The sequence below is a fragment of the Thiobacillus sp. genome (genome assembly GCF_024708915.1).
The window spans coordinates 1-4,360 of the sequence record NZ_JANJXQ010000139.1 but is presented as its reverse complement, the minus strand read 5'-3'; the positions used below and the strand labels follow the sequence as shown (position 1 = coordinate 4,360).

Sequence of the window (4,360 nt, the reverse complement as noted above, 5' to 3'; positions counted from 1 at the left end):
CCACGCGGTTCCAGCTCACGCTGCCCATGACCGGAGGATGAATGCGCCCCCGGCAGCAGCGTAAGCTGGAAAACAAAAAGGCGACCGCTCATTCCAGGGGTCGCCTTTAACGTGTGCGCCTGAACCTCAGCCGAACAGCCCGCTGAAGAACAGCCGGAGGCCGTCCCACATGCGGCGGAAGAAGCCGCCCGCCTCGACCGCTTCGAGCGCGACCAGCGGCGCCTGCATGACGGCCTTGCCGTCGCCGCCCACCAGTTCGACGCGGCCCAGCGGCGCGCCGGCAGCGACGGGCGCGACGATATTGCCTTCCTTCAGCACGACGCGCGTCTGGTATTCGCCGCTGGCGCGCTTGGGCAGCGCTGCGGCGAAGTCGGCCGCAACCCCGGCCTTGACGGTGCGCGCGGCGCCTTTCCAGACGGCTACAGCCTGTATCGTTTCGTTCTTCTTGAAGAAGGTCTTGCTGTCGAAGAAGTTGAAGCCGTAGGCGAGCAGTTTGGCGGTCTCGGTCGCCCGTTCGGATTCGCTGTTGGTACCGAATACCGCCGCGATCATGCGCTGACCGTCGCGCTGGCTGGAGGCCACCAGACAGTAGCCGGCTTCCTCGGTATGGCCGGTTTTGAGGCCGTCGACGCTAGGGTCGCGCCACAGCAGCAGATTGCGGTTCGGCTGCTTGATGCCGTTCCAGACGAACTCCTTTTCGGCATACAGCGCGTAGTGCTCGGGATCCTCGATCACGATGGCCCGCGCCAGCTTGGCCATGTCGAGTGCGCTCGAATAATGGCCTTCGGCCGGCCAGCCGGTGGCGTTGACGAAATGGGTGTCGGTAAGGCCCAGCCGTTTCGCTTCCTGGTTCATCAGCGCGGCGAAGGTGTCCTCGCCGCCCGCGAGATGCTCGGCCAGCGCGATGCTGGCGTCGTTGCCCGATTGCACGATGATGCCGCGCATCAGGTCGTGCACCGCAACCTGGTCGCCGACCTTGACGAACATTTTCGAGCCGCCCATGCGCCAGGCTTTTTCGCTGATGACGACGAGGTCGCCCTCCTTGATGCGGCCGCGCTGAAGTTCCAGCGCCGCGACGTGCGAAGTCATCAGCTTGGTCAGGCTGGCGGGCGGCAGGCGCTGATTGCCCTGATGGTCGACCAGCACGTTGCCGCTGGCGGCGTCCATCAGCACCCAGGATTTGGCCGCCAGTTGCGGGGGCGGCGGGACGGCGGCGGCGGCGCTCCACGCGGCCGGCGCGATCAGAAAACCGAAGAGCAATACGAGTCGTTGCAGGAAATACGGGGTAGTCATGGGCTTATCGATGAGTAGGAACGGAATGGGCATTGAAACAGGCGGATGCGCGCAAACGCGCACGCGTTCAGGATAACATCGCACGCCGCCCGGCGGCAGCCCGGCGGCGGCGGCCTGTTAAACTCGCGCCATGTCGACGACCGTACCACGCCCGTATGGCCGACCCTGAAACCCGCGTCCCCTTCCCGCCGCACCCGGCTGCCTGAACCATGCTCTATACGCTGATCCGCCCCGCCCTATTCTCGCTCGACCCCGAGGATGCCCACCGCTTCACCCTCGCCGGCCTCGATCTCGCGCACCGGATCGGCCTGCTGGGCCTGCTGCCGCGCGCAACGGGCAAACCCGTGCACGTGATGGGCATCGACTTTCCCAACGCGGTGGGCCTCGCCGCCGGCCTCGACAAGGACGGCGCGCACATCGGCGCGCTGGCGGCGCTGGGCTTCGGCTTCATCGAAATCGGCACGGTGACGCCGCGCCCGCAGCCCGGCAATCCGCAGCCGCGCATGTTCCGCCTGCCCGTGGCCGACGCCATCATCAATCGCATGGGCTTCAACAACCGCGGCGTCGACAATCTGGTGCAGAACGTCGCGGCCAGCGGCTTCACCGGCGTGCTCGGCATCAACATCGGCAAGAACAAGGACACGCCGAACGAGCATGCGGTGGACGACTATCTCGCCTGCCTCGACAAGGTCTATGCGCACGCCAGCTACGTGACGGTGAACATCTCCTCGCCCAACACGCAGAACCTGCGCGAACTGCAGAAGGACGAAGCGCTCGATGCGCTGCTCTCCGCGATCAAGCTGAGGCAGTCCGAACTCGCGCAACGGCACGGCAAATACGTGCCGGTCGCGCTGAAGATCGCGCCCGATCTCGACGACGCGCAGATCGCCGCCATCGCCGCGCTGCTGATGATGCACCGCATCGACGCGGTGATCGCCACCAACACCACCGTCGCCCGCGACGCCGTCGCCGGTCTGCCCAACGCCGACGAGGCCGGCGGACTGTCGGGCAGACCGGTGCGCGCGGCGTCGACCCGGGTGATCCGCGAACTGGCGCACCACCTGAAGAACGAGGTGCCGATCGTCGGCGTCGGCGGCATCCTGTCGGGCGCCGACGCGCAGGAAAAAATCGCCGCCGGCGCCTCGCTGGTGCAGCTCTACTCCGGTTTGATCTACCGCGGCCCGGGACTGGTGCACGAGTGCGTGCAGCGACTCGCCTGACGGAAATGAAGCGAGTGCGCGAATCTGTCCTTGGCCTGCTGATGCTGGCCGCCGCCGCGCACGCCGCGCCGCCCGGGCACGCCGTCGTCACCCGCTTTGCCCAGCCGGGACTCGCGGCCGGGCAACTGGGCGTGATCGTCAACGACGACGATCCCGACAGCGTGGCGATTGCCGCGTATTACCTCGAAAAACGCGGCATCCCCGCCGCCAACCTGATCCACGTGCGCTTCAAGCCCGGGCGCAGCACGCTTTCCCGCGAGGAATTCGCCGCGCTCAAGCGCCGCGTCGACCGCATCGCCGCCGGGAACATCCAGGCCTACGCCCTGACCTGGGCGCAGCCGTACCGGGTCGACTGCATGTCGATCACGTCCGCCTTCGCCTTCGGCTTCGATCCCGCCTGGTGCGCCAGCAGCTGCAAGCCGACGCAGCCCAGCCCGTATTTCGACAGCAGCGCGGCACGCCCTTTCGACGCCTACAGGATGCGCCCGACCATGAGCCTGGCCGCCGCCAGCGTGGCCGAGGCAAAACAACTCATCGATCGCGGCGTCGCCGCCGACGGCAGCAACCCGGCGGGCACCGCCTATCTGGTCAGCACGGACGACAAGGCGCGCAACGTGCGCGCCGCCGGCTACGCGGCACTGCGCACCCAGATGCAGCGCATCCTGCCCACCGAAATCGTCAAGGCCAACGCGCTCGAAAACCGGTCTGACGTGATGTTCTATTTCACCGGGCTGACCCATGTGCCGTCGCTCGACAGCAACCGTTTCCTGCCCGGCGCCATCGCCGACCACCTCACCTCGGCCGGCGGCGAACTGTTCGGCGGCTCGCAGATGAGCAGCCTCGCCTGGCTGGAAGCGGGCGCCACCGGCAGCTACGGCGCGGTGGTCGAGCCGTGCAATTTCCCCGCCAAGTTTCCGCTTCCCGGCATCGTCATGGCGCACTACCTGCAGGGCGAAACCCTGATCGAGGCCTACTGGAAAAGCGTGCAGATGCCGGGGCAGGGCCTCTTCATCGGCGAGCCGCTGGCGCGCCCGTTCGCCGCCGTCGCCCACCATGCGCGCGACGGCGGCCTGACCCTCTCGGCGCGCCTGCTCGCCCCCGGCGATTACGAGGTGCAGGCCGCGCCGTCGATGATCGGGCCCTACCGCAGCGTCGGCCGCATCCGCATTGGATGGGGCACCAGCGAACTCAAGCTCGACCGGATCCCGCCGGCGTACTACCGCTTCGAGCGCCGCGCCGACGTCCGCCCGGCCCGCTAGCTCGCCGGCGCAGGGCCGCTTTGGTTATGCTGTGCGGATATCCATTCTGCGCGAGACCCGCCGCCATGCACATCGGCATTCCCAAGGAAATCAAGAACCACGAATACCGCGTCGCCCTCACGCCCGACGGCGCGCGCGAACTGGCCCAGGCGGGACACCGGATCAGCGTCGAAGCCGGCGCCGGCGCCACCGTGGGGTTCGACGACGCCGCCTATCGCGCCAGCGGCGCCGACGTCGTCGCCACTCCCGCCGAGGCTTACGCCGCCGACCTGGTGGTCAAGGTGAAGGAGCCGCAGCCGGACGAGTTGGCCGCCTTGCGTGCCGGACAACTGCTGTTCTGCTACCTGCACCTGGCCGCCGCGCCCGTGCTGGCGCATGAACTGATGGCACGCGGGGTGACGGCGATCGCCTACGAAACCGTGGCCCGCCCGGGCGGCGGCCTGCCGTTGCTGCAGCCGATGTCCGACATTGCCGGGCGGCTGGCGCCGCAGATGGGCGCACTCGGGCTGCACACCTCCCACGGCGGCAACGGCAAGCTGATCAGCGGCATGCCCGGCGTGCCGCCTGCGCATGTGCTCATCATCGGCG

Annotated in this window: 3 protein-coding genes and 1 pseudogene; 3 read left to right on the top strand and 1 reads right to left on the bottom strand. The window is 68.1% G+C overall.

The window, feature by feature from the left end; all coding sequences use genetic code 11:
- Nucleotides 1–126: 126 nt before the first annotated feature.
- A complete protein-coding gene (locus Q0L94_RS10210) occupies nucleotides 127–1,293 on the bottom strand; it encodes a D-alanyl-D-alanine carboxypeptidase family protein (RefSeq protein ID WP_296753022.1) in 1,167 nt (388 codons plus the stop codon).
- Nucleotides 1,294–1,502: 209 nt separating this feature from the next.
- On the opposite strand from Q0L94_RS10210, the gene Q0L94_RS10205 reads away from it, so the two are divergent.
- The 3 genes and pseudogenes from Q0L94_RS10205 to Q0L94_RS10195 all read left to right on the top strand — a co-directional run.
- Nucleotides 1,503–2,513: a quinone-dependent dihydroorotate dehydrogenase gene (locus Q0L94_RS10205; protein ID WP_296753021.1), complete on the top strand. Its 1,011-nt coding sequence runs from the start codon at nucleotides 1,503–1,505 to the stop codon at nucleotides 2,511–2,513.
- A 5-nt stretch (nucleotides 2,514–2,518) separates the two neighbouring features.
- A complete protein-coding gene (locus Q0L94_RS10200) occupies nucleotides 2,519–3,772 on the top strand; it encodes a TIGR03790 family protein (RefSeq protein ID WP_296753020.1) in 1,254 nt (417 codons plus the stop codon).
- A 65-nt stretch (nucleotides 3,773–3,837) separates the two neighbouring features.
- A pseudogene (locus Q0L94_RS10195) lies at nucleotides 3,838–4,360 on the top strand (alanine dehydrogenase); the annotation flags it as partial.

What these genes read in the sequence shown, in the direction of transcription:
- Q0L94_RS10205 (WP_296753021.1), top strand. Translation starts at nt 1,503, where the DNA reads ATGCTCTATACGCTGATCCGCCCCGCCCTATTCTCGCTCGACCCCGAG.
- Q0L94_RS10200 (WP_296753020.1), top strand. Translation starts at nt 2,519, where the DNA reads ATGAAGCGAGTGCGCGAATCTGTCCTTGGCCTGCTGATGCTGGCCGCC.
- Q0L94_RS10210 (WP_296753022.1), bottom strand. Translation starts at nt 1,293, where the DNA reads ATGACTACCCCGTATTTCCTGCAACGACTCGTATTGCTCTTCGGTTTT.